Consider the following 20,710-nt stretch of genomic DNA (forward strand, 5'->3'; position numbering starts at 1 on the left):
CGAGCCGTTCACTGTGTCTCCGGTGCGTCGGCGATGAGCAGGATCAGCCGGTCCACCTCGGGGAGACCGACGTCGCCGCGCTCGCCCAGGTGGCTCAACCGATGGATCCAGTAGTTGCGGGACGTGGAGTCGAGGTGAACCACCGTGTCCCGAATGATCAGCTCCGCCGCGTCGACGTCGTCACCGGCAGCACGACCGAGGGCCGTCAGCATCGCGACGTCGGCTGCGGGCGGGCTGGCCACCTCGATGAGCCGGTGCAACCTGTCGTACTCATCCAGGTCGGCCTTGGCCACCAGAGCGCGCAACGCGTCCTGGCGGGCCTCGGCGCCGTCGGCGGCGAGCAGCGCCAGCGCCTCGTTCCCGACGCCCGCACTGGCGAGGTCGATGACTGCGTCCGCCGCCTGATGCGCGGCCTCGCCGCCACCGCCGACCGTCTGCCAGGGCGGGTCGTCGAAATCGTCCGGCAGGAGAATCTCCTGGAGGAAGGGCACCAGCTGCCGGCCGCCGTCGACGGCGAGGATGTCGTTGAGCGGTTGCCACTCCCGCTTCGCGGTTTCCCAGGTGGGCGCGGCCAGCCAGAGGCCGATCATCGGCATCGCGATCTCGGCGGCGAGACCCAGCAACGCACTTCCGGCTCCCGGGCTGTCCGCCACGACCCGCGTGTGGTGCAGCGACGTCAGCTGCCTGGCCCACTGGGCCCGCTGTCTGACCGTCAGGTGTCGGCGGGCCGGCTCGAGCGCGTCGAGCGCGCCCGACAGGTCGTCGGCGAGGGCTCGGCTGACGGCTTCGAACAGCGGTGCCGTGACCGGGCGCGCCTGCGCGGTGGTGGTCGGCCCGGCCTCCGGCAGCGGTTCGTCCCGCAGCGGTGGGAGGTCCTTCACCTCCAGGTACAGGTCGCGGGCCAGGCCGGCGAGTTCCTGGTACCACACGCGGGCCTGCGCGACTGTGCCCCGGCGGGCCCCGTAGGACCGCACCTCCACCACGCCGAGCTCGGCCGAAAGGCTGCCGTCCGCCGTGTCGAGCTGGTCGTGCGTCGTCATCCCGGGGAACACGTGCTGCTGGTCGACCAGTTTCCCGTGCAGCGCCGAGAGCAGGTACATCATCGGCGACATCAGTGGTGCGGCGCGGGACGCGGTCCAGGGCTGTTGACGGCTCGACAGCCGCACACCGACCCCCGCGCCGGCCACGGCTCCGAGCTCGTCCAGGTAGCCGTTGTTGTGGTCGAGGTAGAACTGGGCGAAGCGGTTGTGGATCGCGTCCGCCTGATCGCTCAGATAGAGCCGCGCCCACCAGGGCAACTGTCGGATGTAGAGGCCCAACGCGGGCCGGGACAGGGCGGCGACGTGTGCCTTGGTCAGGCTCATCGGGGCGAGCAGGTATTCGGCGGCCCCGGCCGTGTGCGCGTACACCAGCGCGAGCACACCCTTGATCGCGTCGAGCACCCGGGCGCTGGGCACCTGACCCGCACCGGCGAAATACCGCAGGACGTGCTCTGCCTCGCGATCACCGAAGGCGACCCCGTCCTGCTGGTTCTCCTTCGTGCGATAGGCGAGCAGACCGAGCGGGGCCGACTCGTAGGTGACCGAGCTGTCGCGCCAGGTGCGCTCCCCGACGTGCGCCAGGAACCGCGACAGGCGCTCGATCGGCGTACCCATCGAGATGTGCCAGTGCCAACCACCCCCGTCACCTCGCGGTGGCGGACCGATCGTCCCGCTGGCCGCCGGTTCGGCCACCACCTCGGCGGAGGCGAGAGTCGCGGGCAGGGCGACAGTGGGCAGGCCCGCAGGCCCCTGGACCGCCTCGAACCGGTCCTCCAGCTCCTGAAGCTGCCGCCAGAAGTCCTCGGTGTCCTCGATCCGGCCCTGCTCGCCGGGAAGGTTGCTGATGATCCCGGTGACCAGCTCGGGCACGGCGATCCACGCCGGGTCGCCGGCGGCCGGATCGTCGGGGAGCACATAGCCGCGGGGCTCGCCGTCCTCGGCCTCCTCGGCCGCGCGGTGCAGCTGCTTCGTCTCCACCTCGATGTGGAAGCTGCCGTCGCGGGCGCGGGCGAGAATGCTGCCCGAACGCGCCCGCGCCATGGCGTCGACGTTGAAGTCCATCGGCATGGTGCGTTCACCCTCCAGCCCGCCGCCGCGGTACCCCCTGCTGCCGACCGGATCCACCAGGGCCTCGGCCAGCGACCGCCGGGACGTGCCGCCGCCGCGGACCACACCGTCGGGACCGATCACCAACGCACGGGCGTGGACATCGGCGTCGTACTCCCCCGGTGTCTCTGCCGGCGCACCCACCCGCGGCGCCGCCCCCGGATCGGTCAGGTTCAGCCACAGCACACCCTCGTCCGCCGTGTGGTACGCGGCGTACACGTGTCCGAACCCCGACCGCGTCCGCTCCACCAACACCACCGCCACCGACCGCCGGCCGAGGTCGTCCGCGCCCAGCCGCGCCGTCAGCCCGTCCCAGCCGTCGAACCGCTCCCAGTCCCGCCGATCTCCCAGCCACGCCTCCGCCGGCCGACCGGGATCCGAGTCGTCCCGCGTCCGAGGCACCCGGACCGCATGCGCCAGAGGGCCACCCGGAAACAGCCGCGACACCAGCGCCTGCACCACCGCGAGACAGTCCGCCACCGTCACCAGACCGGCCGGATCGACGCCGCGGCCGGCGGCGACGACCTCGCCGAACAACCGACGCAGGCCGGCACCGGTCAGGGCCCTCGACCCCTGCCCGGGTACGCCCGCCTGCTCCGACCGTGTCTCGCCGTCGGGGGCGACCCGGCCGCCGAGGTGGAAGAGCCGGGCCAGGTCACGTCGCTGTGCCGGCCCGGCCCCGACCTGGTCGATCAGGGCCCGCGCGGCGGACGGGCGGGCAACGGCGCTGGGGCCCGGCGTTGCCACGATCGAAGTGTGGTCCACGGCCCGCGCCGCCACCACCAGGGCGAGTTGCGCCTGGATGGTGCCGAGGTCCAGCCGCGCGGCGGGCATCCGCGCGGTGATCGCGTCGGGCGTGAGCAGGAGGGCGCCGGGCGCCGTGTGCGGATCGGCCGTCGCCGCCAGCAGCACGCCCCACTCGGCCGCGTACCCGTCGACGAGCGTGGCCAGGCCCTGCGTGTCGCCAGCGGAGTCGAGAGCGGCCTCGATGCCGCCCTGCACCTGTCGTACGCCAGCGGAGCGCAGGTGGCGGACCAGCTCCCGCAGGTCGGTCCAGGTGTCCGCGGAGTCGTCGGTGATCCGCATCGTGACCGTGCTGCCATCGGGCGCGACCGTGACGTTCCCCGGTCGACGCAGCCGCGCCGCCACGGCGACGCCGTCGACCGACGCACGCGCCGGATCCGCCGGGTCGAGGCCCAGGGTCAGGGTCAGCGCGGCGTCCACGCCGGGCGCGAGGCCGGACAGCACGCCACCAGTGCGGTACGGGAGGGGATCGTCACCCACGTCGAGACGGTGACGCACATCGTCCTCGACGGCCCGGAACTCGTCGGGATTGTTGACGAACCCGTCGGCCGGCCACCGGTGCGGGGCCAGCGTGCCGGGCCCGTCGTCGGCCGACGCTCCGGCCAGGTTCACTGCGCCGTCCGTCGGTGCGGGCGCGACCGGGTCGGGTACGCCCTCGGTGGTGGCCACAAACCGGATCCGGGACGGATCCGGAGGCGCCGTCGCGGGCTGGCCGGTCTGGTCGTCCCAGTAGGTGGCCTCGCCGTCGTCGTCGCGGAACACGTTGAACGCGTGCGCCACGTCGCCGTCGGCACCGTTGACCACCACGATGCCGGCGGCGCCGTCAGCCGCGTTGCGCATCGCCTCGGTGACCGCGTCGAAGCCCGCGACGTCCCGCAGCGGATGCTCGGCGTACCAGGACAGCACGCCCACCTCGGTCGCCACCGACTCCGGGACGACGAAGGAGCCTTGGCCCCCCGTGCGTATCCGCAGGTCCGTCACCATCGACGCGAAGACGCAGTCGGTCCGTGGGGTGGTGGGCTCCGTGCCGCTCGATCGCAGATACGGATGCCTGGTCAGCACCTCGCTCGCCACCCGGGGCGGACCGACCTCGGTCCACCCGCTGCGGTCGGCAGGCGTCGCACCGGCAAGGTCACCACCCCCCGGCCCGGGCCCCGGGGTGGGGGGACCGGTGGGGGGACCGGTGAACGGGCCGGCAGCCGGGCTGGAATCCTCTGGTAAGGCCCAGTGCACCCTCCGTTGCCGCCCCGCGCCGCTGGCCTTCCCGCCGCCGCTGGCCTTCCCGCCGCCGCTGGCCTTCAGGACACCCCTGGGCTGCCCGACACCGTCGGCTTTGGGTGCACCCTCGTAGGGCTGGTGGTCGGGCGGTAGCGGCTGGCTGGCCGATGGTGCCGTCAGGGACACCGGCTGCGACTCCGTACGGACCGGAGCCGGCGGTCGGGTGTCGGCGCCGTACCGCTCGGCCAGCACGTCGGCGAGGTTGTGCGAGGGAAGCTGCTTGCGGAACCGACCACCCTGGAACTCCTCCCAGTTGTGCGCCGCTCGCAGGCCCTCGCGGACCTCCTCGTTTGTGTAGCCGAGCACCTGGCCGTCCTTGTCGACCACGACATGCCGGTTGGCGAATACGGGACCGACCCACCCGCGAGACAGCTCCTCGACGAACGCCCGGTCCGTCCCGGCCATCACGACCAGGGGCGACCTCCGGGAGACGCCCGCCGTTTCCAACGTGTCCAGGACCTGCGCGGCCGTTCGGCCGCCGATGGTGGTCGTGCCGTCCACGGTGATGCCGCGGCCGATCACCATCGGCGCGTCCGGGTGACCCCGCAGCCCCTCGATGGCGTCGACATGGGTGTCCCGGTCGGCCGCGCCGGGCAGGTAGACGCCCGCATCGACCTGCCGGCCGGGGTCCACCAGGGCGAACGGAATCCGGGTCTCCACGGTGCCGGCGAGCAGCCGGGTCCGCGTGGTCTTGCTCCCCGTGGGGGCATCCGGGCTCAGCCGCTCGGCGAGGGCGTCGATGGACCCGCCGAAGCCGGCGAGATCCTCGACCCACTTGGCCGCGTCGCCGACGGCCTGGCCGGCGTTGCGGACCGTGTCGACGATGCCCTCCCGGACGACGCTCGACACCGTCGAGGTCTCGCCGGTGATCTCCAAGAGCACGTCGCGTTGGCGCAGTACGACCGGGTGCTTCTCCTCGTGGGAGCCGGTCTTGGCCGGCGCGAAACGCCGACCGCGCCGGTCCGACCAGCGCAGTTGCGTGCTTGCGCCGATGGTCTCGGAGCCGATGAACGACACGCCCAGGATGGTGAAGTTTATGAAGCTCTGGCCGCCCGGGGCCGCGCCGAACTCCGGCCGACCAGCCGAACTGGTGCCACCGCCGCTGTCGCCCGACGCGTCGCCGGAGTCCAGTTGGCGCGACGTGACAGTGGGGTTGCTCGCCGCCCGGACCCCGTCGCCCTGGTTCAGCGAAACGAGCGGGGCCAGCGCCACGGTCAGTCGTTGCTCGACCTGGCTGGTGGAGGTCAGGACCTTGCCGACGATCGGGAAGTACTCGAACACCGCGCTGGCGTCGTGGCCGGGCACGAAGTCGACAGGCACATCGGGGTCGCCGGGGTTGGGCTTGTGCTGTTCGGCGGGAAGCCGCCAGGGCGACGCGGCGATCGTCTTGATGGTCAACGTGCCGTCGACGCCGACGCCCAGTCCTCCGCTCGGGAAGGTCTGTTCGACTCCGCCGCGTTTGAGCAACGAGTAGAGGTTGCCCCCGCCGACCTCCCCGTCCACGAACCCGGCGAGCTCCCACTGGTTGACGCCGGGAAGCACCTCGAGCACCAGTTCCTGCAGCTTGGGCAGGCCGCTGAACCAGCTCACCCGGAACTCCGGTCCCAATCCCTCGGTGGGACGGAAGGACCGGAGCACGCCGAGGGTGAACGCGCCCATCTCGTTGGCCCGGGAGGTCGGGTTGATCCGGACCCCGTGCAGGGTCTCCCGCCCCGCCGGGTCGCCGCGCAACACCGTGACCCCGGGCGGGCGTCCCGTACCGTGCGGCACCAGCGGCTGGGTGGAACCGTCGGCCGCCATGAACTCCAGCACGGCGCCGGCCTTCAGCCAAGACTGCCGACCCGCCTCGGCGGCCGGATTGGTCCAGAGCGACTTCGCCCAGGAAAAGATGGTCGGCGTCACCGCCGTCATCAGCCAATCCTTCAGTGTCATCACCTGCACGTCGACGCTGATCTCGAAGGGGTAGTACATGCGGGCCAGCCCACCCTTGGACTTGGTGATCACCCGCGGTTCCTGCCGGTCCCGTTCAAGGTCGGCCTCGCTCCGCTGCCGAGACAGCTCGATCTGCGGAGTCCCCCCGATCAGACGCACCGGTTTGTGCCGCTGCGCCCTCGTGTGCACGGGGCCGGAGAGGCGACCGGTGTGCGACTTCACCCGTTGTGTCGCCTTGCCCCGGGACTCCAGGTGGGTCCCGTGCATCTCCATGTCGGACTCCGGCGCGGGTACCGGATCGAAGGGGCGACCGTTCTCGTCGACGGCGCCGGTCGTGGAGGGGTCGATCTGGTGGGGGATCTTCCGGCCGTGCAGCCGCAGCGAGTCGTGCAGTGGGTCGGGGCGGGCAAGCAGTTTGTAGTCGACCACCATGGTGCCGCCCAGGTGGGTGATCGCGCGTTGGAACCGCGTCACCACCACCGGGTACGGGGACGGCCCGGAGCTGAAGTACCGGCGGATGTCGCCGCGCGTCACGATGCTCGACGCGTGCAGGGTGATCCAGTCGTAGAGCCCGGCCGAGTAGCTGTTGGAACCCAGGTCGGTGGCGCCGTCGGCGTCCACCTTCAGGTTGCGCAGCGTGTGGTGCAGCAGCTCCCGACCGGCGGGAAGTCTGATGTCCAGCACCGAGGCGTCACCCAGGCCCAGCCGCTGGCTGATCCGTCGTGGTGGGTACACGGCGTCCGGGCCCGGTTTCTCGCCCGGCTCGGGGGGCAACAGGTCGAGGGCGGCCTTGACCTGGGCGTGCAGCGCGGGGGGCAGCCCCGCGATGAAGTCGACAGGCCGCTGGAAGTCGGCCGGCCTGCCGTCGATGTCGGCGAAGTCGTCGACGTCGGGCCAGGACCGTTCGAGATCCCGCCAGATGGTCGCCATGTCGAGGATGCTGACCAGCGCCTGGATGCCGTCCTCGACGTCGATCGCGCTGTCCGACGCCGTCGCCGGCAGTGCGGCCTCCCACATCCCGCCGAAGAGTGAGCGGAGGCTGCTCACCAGGTTGCGGGAGGCGCCGGTGAAGGTGCCGACCATCGTGACCGGGATGGTGATCGTGTAGACGCGGGCGCTGATGTTGTTGATCCGGTAGTCGGTGCCCGCCAGCGTCTTGGTCTCACTGACACGCTCACGCGTGGACGTGAGGTACGTGGCACTCGGCGCGTTGCCGTAGGGGTGCACCACATTGGCGCCTCCACTGTGGTACCGCGTCTCCTCCCGGCTCCGGGTGAACGCGCTGGTGCCGGTGACCGGGATCCCGTCCTCCACGTAGAGCTCGTAGTCCCGGGGCTGTGGCACATATCGGGGCACCTGATGGATGTAGGCCTGCAACTCGTGCCGGCCTTCCGCGTCGGCGAGGAGGCCCGGCTCGAATGCCTGCTCCGAGGAGTGCGCGCCGCGCAGCACCACGTCCATCACCGCCAGCAGCCGCTCCTCGCTGATGAAGACCCGGCGGGTGTGCGCGGACAGGGTGGTCGGCCAGCCGGGGTTGTTGCCGATCAGCTTCGACCACCGTGCGACGAGTATGTCCGGAAGGTTGCTGAGCCATTCCTGCAGCGGGGCGAACTGGCTCGTGGCGAGTTCCGCGAACATCTTGTCGAGCGCGGCGCTGCCGCGCACGGCGTCGATGCCCGCGAGGTTCGGCAGGCTGGGTCCGACGCTCAGCATGGCGTGGTCGAAGTCGGTGAGGGGCCGGTGACTGATCGGCTCACGCCGGGGCGCGGGTGCCGTCAGCACGCGCATGTCGGGCACCCACGCCTCGTAGGAGACGGGTTGGTCCCCCGGTGCGAACGTCTCGTCCGGTGTGTCGTGGCCCTCGTCGTAGGCCTCGGCGCGAAGGTTCGTGGAGAGGACGAACTTGTGCATCGCCTGGTCCTGCTCGGTGTCCAGGACCACCGATCGACCAGGGACCTGGCCGTACCCGAGGGAGGTGATGTTCTCCCAGGTCTTGCCGATCACGGTGCCGCTGAGCACCGAGTTCGTCCAGCCGGGCAGCAGGTTCTTCAGCCACTTCCGGACCGGCAGGCTGATGTTGCCGTCGAGGGCGGCGCGTTTGGACCGGAACATCGACCGGAAGCTGTCCAGCCGGAAGAACGAGTCGATGGTCATGTTGGCGCCGAGCTCGTCGGTGAGGCCCTCGTACCCCACCTCCGGGTCCTGGTCGGCGGGGATGAAGTACTTGATCCATTTCCGGTGCGTGCCGGAGGCGGTGAGCTTGTCGTAGGGCACCCACAGGCCGGTGCCGCGCAGGGCACCGATCATGCCGATCCGGTGCGCACCGGAGCTGGTCTCCAGCAGACGCCTGTGGTTCTTCGCCAACAGCTCGGTGCCCGGCGCGGTCTTCGGCAGGTACCCCTCGCTGCGCAGGTAGTCCTCCACCTGCATGTCCAGGTCCGGTCGCGGATCCGCGGCGGTCCCCTGGGGAGCCACTGTGAAGTTCTTGAAGACCGCCATGCCGGGCCCGTCCCCGTCGACGACGCCGCGCGGTGGGTGGCGAACCTTGTCCGCGTCGCGCAGCGTGTACGGCAGGTATCGCACCCGGGCGCCATGGCCGGCGGAGTTCCCGGACCACGTGCGGGAGGGCGGCGTGGCGTGCCGCTCCTTCCCGCCGGTGATCAGTTCGAGCTTCCACCTCATGCCGACGTCGGCGACCATGCCCCGTCGGATCGCCTTGGTGGCCGTGGGATCGGGTGCCATGCCGGGGCGTTTCGGGTCGGGTTCCCGGCCGGACCGGAATCCGCGGCCCACGAACGAGACCGCCCCGCTGTTGTGGCCGATGGTGACACCGGTCCCGAGGCCGAGGGTGACCGAGGGGCCGCCCGACAGGAACGTGCCGGGAGTCTTGGTCTCCTCGGTCGGCGCCTTCAGGACTGTCACGCCTGCGCTGACCGGCAGGTCGAGAGCGTTGCGCAGCACCACCGATCCCCGCTCGGTCATCTGCGCCTCGGTCAGGAACTCCAGCGAGTTGTCGCTGGCCCGGCTGACGATACGGCTGGTGTCATCCTTGAACGGCACTCCCGTCAGGCGCAGGACGCCGAGCAGTCTGCCGTTCGCGTCGTGGATCGGGTCGCTGTAGGCAGCCCCGTCGCGCACCCGCTGGAAGACGTTGTGCATGTTGCCGTGCCCGGCGAAGCTGAAAACGTGCTTCTGCGACCTCGTGTTGAGCAGCCCCGCTCGATGCCCCCGCCGGGCACCGAGCCGCCGCCCACGGCGGGGCGAGCGCACGGCCGGCGCGCCACGGCCGGCGCGCCGACCGCCGGCGCTCCTGCCCCCGGCGGCCCTGCTCCGGGCGCGTGCCTCCGCGATGAGACCGGGCAACTCGCTCAGGATGCGCAGCGGCAGCTCCGTTGGGTCGTGCAGCGTGTCCAGTGACATCGGGTACGAGGCGAGAGCCACGTCGTCCGCCACGGTATCCCCCGGAGGGTCCGGTACGGCGATGTGCTGTGGAAAGAACACCACCAACCGCTCGCGTACGCTGTTCGACTCCGGGTCGCCCTCGATGTCCTGCCAGGGGTCGTCGGGATCGTCGAGAGTGGGTCGCCCCGGCGGCGTGACCAGCCGGGGCTGGCGGGCCGCAGGCTCCGCCGTGACCCTCATCTCCCAGGTGTAGAAGTGCGCCAGTCCTGGTTCCCGCAGTCGCTCGATGGTCGCCGGCCCCGTGCCGGTCTCGACGAAGGCGGTGCGGGTCTGCCGGTTGTGGGTCAGCCGGGGCACCGCCGACACGTTCAGCACCCGCAGCGGGCCGGTCGTCCCCAGACCAAGGAACTCCTGGATGGGCAGCGGCAGATCGCGGTAGTTGATGTTGCTGTGGCTACTGGTGGAGGAGACATCCGAGAAGCGCCGCTTCTCACCCTGGCTGACCGGGGGCGGCGGGTAGTCCGGGGCGAGGTCCCGCTCGTCGTGTCGGGTGAGCGTCGAGTGGAAGGTCAGCCGTACCGCGTGGCGGCCGCTTCCGACCACCTGTACCGAGCCGCTGCGCCCGGTGGAGGACGGCAGATCGTCCACCAACGCCATCGGTGTGGTCAGGCGGGCGATGTCGCCCTGGATCTCCGCCTCCTGAGTCCAGCGCCCCAGCGGGCGGACGGCAGCGAGCGCCAGCTCCCGCATCCGAGCCGCGGCCTGCTCGGTGATCACGCCCTCGGCGCCGATACTCAGGTAGCTACGGTCGCCTTCGGCCTCGTCACGATCGCCGAAGATCGTCAGGTCCGACTCGCGCTCGTCGGCGATGTCCTGCCACTCGTCGAGGGCCTCTCGGGCATCCTCGGCTCGCGCCGTGGCCGTGTCACGCACCACGCCGGCGTCCCGGGCCGCCCGGATCAGGCGGGTCGTGGTGTTCGCCAGGTCCGTCTCGGAGGGCAGGCGCTCGACCTCGGTACGCAGCACATCCCGTTCCGCGGCGGCCTCGTCGCGGCTCGCCGTGGCGGCCTGGGCGGTGGCCCTGTTCTCGGCGTGCTCCTCCTCGGCGTGGCGCAGGCGTGCCCGCAGCCCGTCGTCGCCGTCCAGGGCGGCGCGCTGCTCGCGCAGGCTCGCCGTCACCGATTCCAGACTCTTGTCCGTCGTGGTGATCGTGGCCCTGGCCTTGGTCAGGGCGGCGTCGGCTGCTCTGCCCCGGGCGCCCTGTTGCCGTCCCTCCCCGACGATCGCGTCGAGCCGTTCGTTGAGCTGGGACTGTTCCTCGATGAGGTGGATGCGGCGCCGCTGACCGGCGGTACGCTCATCCTGGGCGAGCGTCGCGAGGCGCTCCTGGCTGAGGTTGTCGAGCTGTTCCTCGATCTCCTCCAACCGGTCCTGCGCCGTGTCCCGCTCGTCCTCCAGCCTGGTGATCTCGGCTCGCGCGGCGGCCCGGTCGGCCTCGGCCTCGGCCCGGGCCCGTTCGGCGTCCGCACGCGTCTCCCGCAGGGCGTCGTGCTGCCGCTCGGTCTCTGCGAGCTGCTCGGTCGCGTCCGCCAGCGCCTTCGTTGCCGCGGCCACCTCGCCCTGGCTGACCTGCAGCGCCGCCACCGCCGCATCCGTCTGCTGCTGCCGGTCCCGCACCGTCTGTTCGGCACTCGCCAGGTCGTTCCTGGTCTGCGTCGCCGCCCGTACCTCGTCCCGGTGGTCCCGGAGGCTCTTGTCGGCCTTGTCGGCGAAGTGCTGGGCGTCCCGCTGCCCGGGCTCGAGCACCGAACTCAGGAGCAGCTTGGTCTCCCGGAGCATCGCGTGGATCTCCGGATTGGGGTAAAGCTCGCCGTCCTGGGGATGGTCGGCGAAAGCATCGGGAATACGCGGGGCAGGGGTGGATTCGTCACCGCCGTCCCGGACCCCGCCCCGGCTCTCCGCGCCCTTGCCACCGCCCGGACCCGACGGGCGCCCAGCCCCACTGCCCGGACCGTCCGCGCCCTTCGCACCGCCCTGACTCGACGGCCGGCCAACCCCACCGCCCCCGGTCGCCGACGAGCCCTGCCCCCCGGCGCCGCGGGTGTTCGACGTCGCCTTGCCCTTCCCCTTGCCGGTCGGTGTGTCGTCGTCCGAGGTCGACGACTCCAGCATCGCCTCGACCGGCGGGAGCAGGTCCCGGTCATGGGTCAGCGCCAGCAGCTGACCTCGGGCGACCCGATAGTCGCGCACCAGGTCGACGAGGCCAGCCCTCAGCGTCTGCTCGGACATGCCGGCCATGCCCGCTTCCAGGGCAAAGAGTCGCCGGTCGAACGCGGTGACGGCGGAAAAGGCGGCCGACGAGCCCGGCTGTCCCAGCGCGGTCCTGATGTCATCCAGCCGGTCGTCCCGGAGCGACACGAACGCCTGCACGATGTCCTGCGCGTTGCCCGGCAGCGCCGCCACCAGCTGCGCGGCGTCGTCGACGCGGGCCAAACCCACGGTGTACGTCGGCAGCACGCCGGACGAAGGCGGGGTCACGTCGGTGTCAACTGTCTCGGGCGCCGCGCCCCGCAGGCGTTCCACAGTCGGCACGGTCTCCGCGCCGGTCGCCCGGTTCACCTCGTGGCGGGCGTGGTCCACCTGGAGCAGCGCGTCGCGGAAGTGCTCACGTGCCGGCCCCGAACGGCTCTGGTCCGAGCTGACCACACCGGCGAGCCCCTGCCGGGCCGCGTCGAGGACCGCCCTGGCCGTCTCCACCTGCTCGGCGCGGTCCGGGCCGTCCGCCGTGCCTGCCTGGTCGGTCAGCGCCTCCCGCAACGCCGACTCGATCCGACCCGTCAACACGTCGAGCTGGTCCAGGACCTCCTGTGCGGCGTGCCGCACGCCGTCGATGGTCGCCGGCACCAGATGGTCCACCCGGGCGGTGGAGTTGCTCTGCATGCTCGTCTGCGCGTAGACCCAGGGGTTGTTGGCGTAGCCGCCGAGATCCGGATCGGTGACCAGTTCCCAGCCCTGCGCGGTCGACTGCCAGTAGTTGCCCTGTGCGTCGACGTTGAGCACCGAGTTCGGTATCGGCGTGAGCTGGCCGTGCGCTGCGCCGTACGCCTGTGCCGCCGCCTGGACGCCACCAAACGGCGCGGTCTCCGTGGGTGCCCACTGCTCGGAGCGGGCTCGGGCACGCTCGGCCACCTCGTGCGCCTCGTTCGTCAGGGCGAGCATGTCGGCGACGAAGTCGTCGGTGCTGTCGAGCGTGGTGTACGGGTCGTACTGCACCCCGGGGGTGGCGTCCTGGTGCGCGCGGTTGTTCCGCTTTTCCAGCACGAAGATCGCGCGCCTGCCGTCGGGCGACAGGTGTGGGGGGAAGCTGGCCAGCTTTCCGAAGAGGTCACCCTGGCTGATGTTCACCACCGGCACGCCGGTGAGCCCCTCCTGGATCAGCTGTCGCACCGAATACCGCCGGTCCGTGCCGGAGACCCGGTACAGGGCGTCGATCCACGACAGTCCCTGTTGCTCGGCCGGGTGACCATCGAGGCCCTGCTGTTCCTGCCGGTAGGCGTTCTCGATTCCGTTGGTGATGTCCAGGATGTTGCGGCTGACGTAGTCACGCACCGCCGGGGGCAGGTTCGCGCCATAGTGGATCATGTCTTGCCGGCTGAGCAGGAGCACCGAGTTCTTGCTGATATTGGATCCGGCGATCGGACCGATCACCTCACCTGTCGCATTCGTCAGGACCTGGACGAGGGCGCCATGCAGTTGCGTCGGCTCCTCGAACTGCATGAGGTCCTCGATGTCGGTCGGGGAGAGTGGCTGCCCAGGGGCAAGGGAGCGAACGAAGTCGGCCATCAGACGCCTGGCAATCCGGTCGGCGACCCCCACCGCCTCCGACACGACGCCGGCGGTGGCAACGCCGAGGCCGGCGGCGTCCCACTGGGCGGAATTCATCAAGGTGGGAAGCGCCGCCAGGGATCCGCCCGCGGAGAGCTGCAGGTTGATGTTCTGCCCATGGACGTTTGTCGGATGAAAGAGCGGCTGATCGGCCATGCCCTGCTCGACCTGGACGTTGTCCGGGGTCTGCAACGCCTGGTACAACGCGTCGGCGTAGTCGCGGCTCTCCGGTGGGACCTGGTCGCGCCAGTGGCCGAGATATTCTCGTTGCCAGTCCGCGGACGGTTGCAGGGCTTCGCCCATCGTCAGCCCGATGCGTCCCGCGTCCTGCAGCCACCGCATGAGCGCCTTCCCGAGGCCGTGATATTGCGCCACGGTGAAGGGGACGGTTCCCTCCTCCCCCGGCAGCGCCGCACCGGGGTCGTAGACCACCTCGGCGGCGAGCCACAGCTCCTGCTGGTGACCCTGGTAATGCCGTCCCTCGACCGCGCGGAGATGAGCGAGAGACGGGTACCAACGGTCCGAGTAGCGGCCGTACACCGGGGATTTGGTCTCGCCCTTGACCCTCAGCCCCAGTGAGTGCACCGTGGCGATGGTCTCGCCCAGCCACGCCTCCTGTTGGGCGGTTGTCGCGGGGCGCACCGGGGCGCCGATGCGGACATAACCCTCCAGCTCGCCGCCGATCAGGCCTGGTTCGTGGGTGTGCGGCACCCGGTCGAGGAGGGCGTCCGCCACCCGGTCACCACGCGTCGGCAGCGCCGACTCGGCGGGCCCGGCCAGCACCTTGCCGCTCGTCAGGTCCACCTGCCGCAACGCGCCGTCGGCGTCGGACACCAGCCGCACCGGCCCCGGCGGGCGATCCATCTCGAAGTCGACGAACCGACTGTCGGACCCGTCCGGCGAGACGTCCCCCTGCGTCTCCACCAGCACTAACCGTGACCTGGAAGCACGCCACACCAGGGCCATGTGCGCCGGCGTCTCGCCGTTGCCCGACGGCGGCAACCACACAGGCGTCATCGCACCAACGGTCAACCCCGCCAACCGGCCGACACCACCCGCCGGCCCGAACCAACCGCCCAGCGACTGGGCCACCACATCCCGGGCTCGCGGGCCATCCACCTCGGCCACGATCGGCACGCCGACCCGGCGCAGCACCCCCGCGACCCGATCGGCGCAGTCCGCCGCCCTGTCCCAGGCCGGCAACTGGCCCACCGCCGACCACAACCGCGGATCCACATCGCCGCGTTCCGGGGCGGCCCCGTCCGACCCCTGCCCGACCGGGCCCATGCCGGCCGGCTCGCTGCTCGACTCGTTGGCCGGTCCGTTGCTCGGCTCATTGGCCGGCTCGCTGGCCGGTCCGTTGCTCGACTCGTTGGCCGGCGACTGCGCCGTTGCCGGCAGATGCTCGACCTGGTCGACAGCGGCCTGCTGGAACCGCTGATCGGACGACGTCGGCACCGCCGAGCGGTCTCCGCCCACCACCTCCGGGCGGCTCAGGCCGACGAGCGTGTCGACCGACGGCAGGAGCGCCGCGCCGGCGACACTGCGCACCTGCTGGTGCACCGCGTCGTAGGCGGTCAACACCCGCGCGATGTCGGCCCTCGCCTGCTGCTTCGACAGGCTCGGCAGCGACTCCTCCAGGTGCGTCAGCGACTGCTGAACCGACCGGACTGCGTCGCGGGCGGCCGCCACCTCCGGGGCCCGGTCCGGCGGCGACGCCTGGAGCGCGCCGATGATCGCGTCCTGCGCACCCTCGAACGCGGCACGGGTGTTGGCCACCACGTGCGACACATCCTGGGTCGACGACGCCAGCAGGCGCTCCACATCGCCGCTGCGGGGATCGCTCCTGCCCACCGGGGCCTCTGCGGACTGCGGCAGAGCCGGATCCGCCCCGTCCGACCGGTCGGTGCCGAAGCCCAGTGTCTGCTGAACACCGGGGTCCGAGACGGTCCGCAGGTCGGCTGAGCTGCCCGGGTCGGTGGTCGCACGGTCGGCCCCATGAGTACCGTCGCCCCCGACCACCGTGGTCGGAGGCCCCGATCGGGCGGCGCCGCCATCGATCGACTGGCCCGCGCCCACCTGTGCGCGCTGCTGGCCCTCCACTCGGGCACCGCCAGCGTCACCCACCGGTGACGCCGCGCCACCCGACGACGCCACCCCACCGTCGGCCTGTCCCGAGCCCGACCCCACACCACCCCGCGACGCACCACCAGCACCACCATCAGCCTGCTCCGAACCCGACGCCACACCACCCCGCGACGCACCACCAGCACCATCGGCTTCGGGGGCTCCGGCCGCGGACTGGCCGCCGGTGATCTGGTCACCGCCGACGCGAGCGCCGTCCCTCTGCGCGACCTCGCCGGATTGGCCACCAACCGTGGTCTCGGCCGGCAAACCGCCCGACAGGTGGCCGGCATCCTCGTTCGAGCCGACAACCGAACCATCGCCGAGCCCTCCGCCCGACCGATCAGCGACGCCATCGCCGGTTGGCGTGCCCGCGACACCGCCGGCCACATTCGTCCCGCCGTGGCCTACGGAATTGCCGGCACCCTGCCCCGCACTCCCGTCCACCACGCCACCGCCCGCCACACCCCCACTCGCCGCGCCATCAGCCGCCACACCACCACTGGCCACGCCACCAGCCGCCACACCCCCACTCGCCGCGCCACCGTCTGCCACACCACCACTGGCCACGCCACCGGCCGCCGCGTGGCCGTCCGCCACACCACCACTCGCTACGCCATCGGCAATCCCCGCCCCACGACTGACGGCCACGCCGGCATCGCCGTTGGACGACTGAACGCCGGAGCCTGCCGCGCTACCCTCCGACACGCCGCCGGTTCCCGCGTCTGTCGACGCCTGCTGATCCGCTGCGCTCGACGCGCCGGCACCCAGCCCGGCACCCAGCCCGGTGCCGACACCGCCGTCCCCGAGGAGGGACTGCCGAACCTCGTCGGTGGCGGGCGACGTGTCTCCGGTCCCGGCGTCACTCTTCTCGTCACCGACCAACTTCTCGTTGTCCCAGTCGATAGCGCTGTTGTTGTCGTCGACGACGGAGTAGGCGGGTGGTTCGCCCGTCGACTTCTCCTGCCCGCCGTTGACGCCGGAGTCGCCACCGCCCTGCTGCCCGTCGCCGCCCAGCGAGGCCGCCTTGTCGTACCCGTTGCGGTCCGGCAGGTTGAGGCCGTCGGCCAACTGCCCCGGAGTAGCGGCGTTGCCCTCGTACAGGCCACCGACGAAGGCGCTGGTCGCTGTCCCCCACCGCCACTCGATCGGCGCCCCCACCGCAGCCTGTCCGGCGGCCTCGGCCGGCATCGCCACGGCCGCCTGCGCCGCGCCCTTCGTGAAGAGGGCGCCGGACCGGAACACACCGTCGGTGATGTAGAGCGTGCCGTCCGCACCCACCCGGTCGACCTTGGCGATCCTCCCCGCCGCCCAGTCGACGACACCCGAAGCAGCGGAATTGGTCAGACCGGCAGCCGCACCCGCGATCACCGTCTGAATCAGAGACTTCTCGATCGCGTTCCAGTCGATGCCCTCCCGCACCCCATCGGCGTCCTGCGCCGCCTGGATCACGATCATCAGCAGCGGCTCCTGCGCGATCTCCTGCCCGACCTCGACGAAGAGGTTGCGAAGAATCGCGGTGATGATGGCGCGAAACCCACCAACCACCAGCGGAATCGCCAACGCTCCGAACAGCGACGCTATGAGCCAGGCCAACTGGATGGCCAACAGCGCCAACTGCACCACCAGCAGGATCTTCTGTTCCTGAAGCTCGGCCGCACCGTTCTTCAGGTCTTTCCGCATGCTTTCCGCAGTCGACCGCAACTGATCGAGATAATCGACGAGGCTGTCCAGCGACTCAGTGACCCCGTCAGCGAACATTCCGCTCAACACGTTCGGCACCCGAGAACGCTCAGCCACGAGCGTCTCCTGGGCCGCATCCAGAACGTCCCGAAGGTGCTCCCACTCCCCGGAGTGCGCCCGCATCCCGCTCTCACTGCCCGTCGGCCAGGTCGCGCCGACGAAGAAGTTCAAGATGTGGTTCAACCAGTCAGGAATGGGGGTGTCCATGCCGGGCCGCTCCCGCTATCCGGTGCTCGGCGACGGCGCGCTGGCGCACGCCGACCCGTCGACGCTCCCCCGACTGCCTGCCGTCAGGCCGCCGCGCGGTCGCAGTGACAGCGTTCGCATCTCGGCTTCACCCTCCTGTCACACCCGCACCGGATGAGCATGCGGCGGCGACCGCCGACGCGGCGGTTTCCGACGCCGTACCGGCGGAGTTGGGGGTTATCCCTCATGACCGGAGGATCAGTCGGTGCCGGCACCGACGGACACCCCGGTTTCCTCCACGTAACCGAGCGGTGGACCGAGCAGCCGCTCGATGGTGTGCGCGTCGGTGAGCAGGCGAGGCGAGGCCGCTCTCCGCCGGGTCAGCGCCCGTTCCAGGCGACTCAGAGCGCTCCGGTCGGCATCGTCCAGACCGGACGCGGACTGCTCGTCGGGCAACACCTCCCGCAACAGTACGGCCGTCGTCGGGATGCCGACACGATCCGCCGCCACCGCTCCCTCACGGACGGCGAGCACCTTGAATCGGGCCCCGGCCAGGAACACCGCCTCGTCCAGATCCTGCTGTTCGGCAAGCGCGCCGACCTGCCGCGCCGTACGCGACCAGACCAGGTAGTCGACGTCGGCACCCTCCACGGCGAGGTCGGTGGCGCCGCTGACACTGCGGAACCCGGGCTCCACCAGCAGGCCGCCCTCGGGGTAGAGGTGTCGCGCCTGGTCGGCCACCCGCCCCTGGCAGAGCATCGCCCGGCGGTACGGCGGCAGGCGACGCAACCCGGACACCAGGCACGGCAGGTAGCCAGGCAGGCTCGGTGCCTGCCCGGCCCGCAGTCCCGCGTTGAGCCGGGACGCCCCCGCCTCCGACCGGCCGAAGAATACGTGCACGGCGACGAAGTCCGTCTTCGCCGACGCGGAGATGCCCTGCCGCAGCGCGGGCCACGCGGCCAGGGCGGCGTTGACGGTGGTGATCGAGTCGGTGAAGGCCGGGCCGAGGCTGGCAGCGAGGTCGCGCTGTTCCGCCGCGGTGCTGGCCCGGTCCTCGACGGGGTCCGCCACGGCCGGCGCGTAACGGTGCGCCGCGCGCCCGCCGGGGTACGTGGCAGGCGCGCCTCGAAGCAAGGGGGTGAGCGCTATATCGCCTGCCGAGGCGGGGGCGCTGGCGACAACCGGGCGTTCGGGCTCGCCCAGGTACGGCCCGGAGCTGGTGATCACCGGTGGCGGCCCGGCGACCGGTCGAGGCGGGGGCGAGGGCTCGCCGGTCAGATCCTGCACGGCCGGTTGGCCGCCAGCGCTCGGCAGCGCCTCGGCAGCGGCTGCCGGCCGTCTCGCGACCGGCAGGGACTCCACGCGTCGCCGCGCGGCGGCGGCCGGCGCCGCCGGGTCCACGAACTGGTGCACGGCCCCGGCTGGCTCCGCCGAACGTTGCGCCGCCCTGGCCGGATCCACGAACTGGTGCACCCCGGCTGGCACCGCTGGCTCCGCCGAACGTTGCGCCGCCCTGGCCGGATCCACGAACTGGCGCGCGGTCGCTGGCGGCCAGCCCTGCGCCGCGGCCTCCGCTGACGTGGCCTCGACCGCCGCTGCCGGCGGACGCGCTGACAGCGGCACCGCCAACATCTCCTGGTTCGCGAAGCTGCTCCGCCGATCGGTCGCCACGGAAGGCTGGCCGGTGCCCGTCGCCGAGGTCGCCCCGACGTCCGCCGGCAGCCCCGCGAGGGGTGCCGCCTCGGCGCGCAGCGCCGCTTCCAGGCGTACCCTCGTCGCCTCGCCGGTCTGCCCCACCAGGGTGAGGCCCGGTGCTCCGCCGGCCGCGACGAGCATCCGGCACAGTTGGTCTACGAGCCGGTCGGAGTCGCGGACGTCGACCGCCAGCACCCACTCGGCAGGGTCGACGAAGGCCATGCCGTCGGGCCGACGGGCACCCGCCGTACGCAGCAGGACGCCGGATGGGACGACCTCGGCGAGCAGGTCCGGCACTGTCGCGTGGCGGTAGAGACGGCTGCTGGCGCGTACCCAACCGTCACTCAGCACGGGTGGTGACTGGCCGGATGCACGTCGGTGCTGGCCTGGCTCGGGCACCCCGACGGGCTCGGCGACGGCGGCCGATTCGTCGAGGGCCGCCGCGAGTGCGGTCACCCAGTCGGCGCGCGGCGGCGGTGCCGTCGGGTCGAGCAGTGCGGTCTCGATCCGAACGATCGTCCTTGCCGGCAGACCCGCGAAGATCCCGGCGAGCGACCAGGGATCCGCTGGTGGCTCGCCGACATGGCGCAGGAGCAGCGTCGGCCGGTATCGGTCCACCGGCATGTCGTAGGCCGGGTCACCCACCGCAGCGGGTGCGGCGGCCGAGGCACGCAGAAGCACTCCGGCGGGGACGGGATCGGCCACCAGCCCGGGCAGCACCACCGCCTCATCCGGCAACGCCGGCTCCCAGGACGGGGCCGGGTAGCGGTTGCCGACCACCGGGCTGCTGGCGCCCGGCCGGAAGGACCGCCAACCCCACGCGCCCGTGCCGCCCGCCGCGTAGAGGGTGCCGTCCGGTGTGGCGTGTACGGGACCGTCCGGGGCGAGCAGTTCGACGCCGGTGCGGGCCGCCAGTCGGGTCAGCCAGGAGGCGTACGCCTCGTCCGGCCGGCCGAGGCCGCTCGCAGCCACCCAGACCCGTCCGACGCCCCACTCCTGGGCCGCACCCTCGACCACCCCGCGCAGCACGCCACCGCAGGCGGCGCTGCGCACGGCGCGCTCGGAGGTCAGGACCAGCACGTCGTCGGACGCCGCGACGGCGGTACGCACCAGCTGCCACAGCAGCGACGGCGGATCGTCCCCGTGTGAGATCACCGCGGCCGAGCCGTGCCACTCCACGAAGAGGTCGTGGCCGGGGGGCGGTGCGGCGCGGACCGGTCGGCGGAGCCAGCGCGGCAACCACAGCAGCGCCATCCGCCTCGGCCCCCCAGTTCGTCGGGGTCTCAAACCAGCCGCACCCCGATGTGCTGAGACTGACGCATCGCCACCGGCACGGCTTGCGACATCGACCGGAGGCGTCGTTTCGGGGGAAATCCCCCGCCAGCGGCCAGACCGCCGGAGGCTCGTGCGGCAGCTCGGTCAGGAGTGGCGGACAGCCGACATCCCCGCACACGCTTGCCGACTGTGACCATGGAGTCACCACGCGCACACTCCTCTCCGACATGTTCCCGTCG

General features: G+C 71.8%; 2 protein-coding genes. Both read right to left on the reverse strand.

The window, feature by feature from the left end:
• Positions 1-8: 8 nt before the first annotated feature.
• A complete protein-coding gene (locus ACLQ29_RS17175; RefSeq protein ID WP_425772531.1) occupies positions 9-17,522 on the reverse strand; it encodes a toxin glutamine deamidase domain-containing protein in 17,514 nt (5,837 codons plus the stop codon).
• 237 nt (positions 17,523-17,759) lie between these two features.
• Entirely contained in the window at positions 17,760-20,450 is a 2,691-nt protein-coding gene (locus tag ACLQ29_RS17180; protein ID WP_425772532.1) for a hypothetical protein, read from the reverse strand.
• Positions 20,451-20,710 lie beyond the last annotated feature (260 nt).

This window comes from Micromonospora sp. DT228 (assembly GCF_049841595.1).
In the GTDB taxonomy this organism is placed as follows: Bacteria; Actinomycetota; Actinomycetes; order Mycobacteriales; family Micromonosporaceae; genus Micromonospora.